General features: G+C 27.5%; 2 protein-coding genes. Both read left to right on the plus strand.

Annotation, left to right across the window (positions count from 1 at the left end):
* On the plus strand, positions 1–1,499 hold a 1,499-nt coding region (locus SPJ17_RS07410), incomplete at its 5' end, for a hypothetical protein (protein WP_321094264.1).
* Between the two features lie 89 nt (positions 1,500–1,588).
* Positions 1,589–2,293, plus strand: coding sequence for a M28 family peptidase (locus SPJ17_RS07415; protein ID WP_321094266.1), 705 nt, complete (start codon positions 1,589–1,591; stop codon positions 2,291–2,293).
* Positions 2,294–2,571: the final 278 nt, after the last annotated feature.

Consider the following 2,571-nt stretch of genomic DNA (forward strand, 5'->3'; position numbering starts at 1 on the left):
AATATAAACGCTCTAAATTTAAAATATGCTCTAAGCTATTAAGCATTAATAATGAATTCGAAAAGACTATTTTATATTCTGAATTTAGAACAAATATAATCGAAGATATTAAGAAAAACTTTAAAAAAGGAAGATTATTGATTCCTGGTACATATGCTACAATCTTTGGTAATGGATATGAATTATTGCTCGCTACGATTGGTGAATTTAAAAGTGAAACGAAGCCATTAATTGGAAAGAACGAAATCATTTGTAAATTCTTTGAGGAAGGAAAAGATATTTGCGCTGCAAGATTCCCTCACGTTACTATGGGAAATCTATATTGGGCTAAAAATGTAAAGAAGGAAGAATACGATAAGTATTTTAACTTATCTAAAGAAATTGTATGTGTCAATGCTATAAATGAAAATATTCAGCAAAGATTAAATGGTATGGATTACGATAGTGATACTATGCTCGTTACTGACTTTGAACCGATGGTAGAGGCTACAAAGAAAAATTATGATAAATTCTTGGTTCCTGTATGCAAGGTAAAGAGCCAATCTGCAAAAGGGAAGCAGAAATTATATGATATTGATAATAAAATAGCAAATAATTATGTAGGTAGAATTACAAATCTCTCTCAACATCTAAATAGTATATTATGGGATAAATATAATAATAGCGGAAGTATCGATGAAGATCTTTACATGGAAATATGTAAATTAGCAATTCTATCTGGTATGGAAATTGATAAGGCCAAGAGAGACTATAATGTAGATTCATTAAAGGAATATAACCGAATTAGAGCGTACGTAAGTAAAGGTGAATACCATAAAATACCAGATTTTATGTACAATATCAAAAAGAGCAATTATAAAAAATATAATATTGAAAAAGAACACACAAAATATAATACATTAATGGGGGAAATCAATGTCTTAAAATTTCCTACAGGAGGTAGAGAAGAAGGAAAAGTATCCATGCATTATATTTTAAATATGGATAGGATTAATAAAGCAACTGAAAATCATTATCCAAGCTATGCGAATAAGATAATCATGGATTTAGAAAAGACATTTAAAAAAATAGATAATATTGAAACAAAATTTAATCTTACTAAAAATAATAATGATGTAAATTATTTTGCTAAAAATAAAGCAATAACAGAAGAGCTCGATAGCTTCTATTTAAAGTATAAAGAAAAAATAGCAAATCCACATACTATCGAAGAAGTATTCGATGTTACTGGTCATATAATAGATAAAAAGATTATAAACAAAATTAAAAAGCAAGAAGGCAAAAAAACAAAATCTAAAAAGGCAGCTAAAGAGGAAAGAAAAAAAGCTAGTCAAAAAGAAATTCATTTATGGCCATTACTATATATATTAAATGAATCTAAAACGATAGATAATAAAAATATGCTAACTTATCTATTTGGAAAAGATAAAACAAAGGATCTCGTTGAAGATAGTAATGGTGATATAGAGTTATTTGGAATAAAGTATAAAGAAGTATAAAAAACATCTATTTTGAATAATTTTATTACTATGTAATAAAGTAAGTAAAAAATACCTCTACAGAATAGATTATACGAGGAGGTCTTTATATGATAAATTATTTAAACGAAATTGCAGTATTAGGTAATGAGAATAGAAGGAATGCAATCCTATGCATTTTAGATTCTATTGGTATTGATTACAAAATTGTTGGTAATACAACTAAAAATATTGTTGTTTCTTTTAATCCAACTAATGAAAGGCTTGTTATTGGAGCTCATTATGATGCATTTTATTATGGTGCAAACGACAATGCAGCCGCATGTGTAATTCTTTTAAATTTAATTAAGAATTTAAAAGGCACAAATAAAAGTATTGATTTTGTATTTTTCGATAAGGAAGAGGCAGGGGGTGTAGGCAGTAAAGAATTCATTTCCATTGTCGGAAAAAATAATATTAAAGGTATGATTAATTTAGATATGTGTGGGTTAGGCAATAATATCTTATTAACATACGATAAAATTGGTAAAGCGTTATTCGATTTTAAATGTATGGAAGATATTATTTCAGATTCGCAGATTCAGGTATTATCCTCTTTGCCATTTGGGGATTATAATTGCTTCGTTTCTAATAATATTCCATCCATTTTCATAATTAATTCAACGGATAAGGATATTGCATGGTTTAAAGGTAATATGAGTATATTCCCTGACTTTGCTAGGACTATGCATCAGCAAACAGATACCTCAGATACCTTTAGTGATAAAGGTATGATTATGATTTATGAATTTTTAAAAGGAAAAATAGTAAATTGATTAAAAGGGGATTGGTTGCAATCCCTTTTTAATTGGATATATTAATATTACCAAAATAACTAAAAGAGGGGGGAAGAAAGACATTTGGAGTTTAGTTTTTGACATTCTATTGTTTACATCCCATTGGGGATGTATTGGTAAAAAAATAAATCTACGAATAGTAATATAAGATTAAGGAGGAACTTTTATGGAAAACAAAAATATTGTATTACTTCGTCATCATCCTATGGATGTAAAATTAACTAATGTATTCTATGCAAATCAGTTACCTAATATTG

It is taken from the genome of Anaeroplasma sp., from assembly GCF_034179385.1.
Classification (GTDB): Bacteria; Bacillota_I; Bacilli_A; order Acholeplasmatales; family Anaeroplasmataceae; genus Anaeroplasma.

Bases quoted from the DNA above. Each gene is read 5' to 3' on its own strand.
- SPJ17_RS07415 (WP_321094266.1), top strand. From the start codon at position 1,589: ATGATAAATTATTTAAACGAAATTGCAGTATTAGGTAATGAGAATAGA.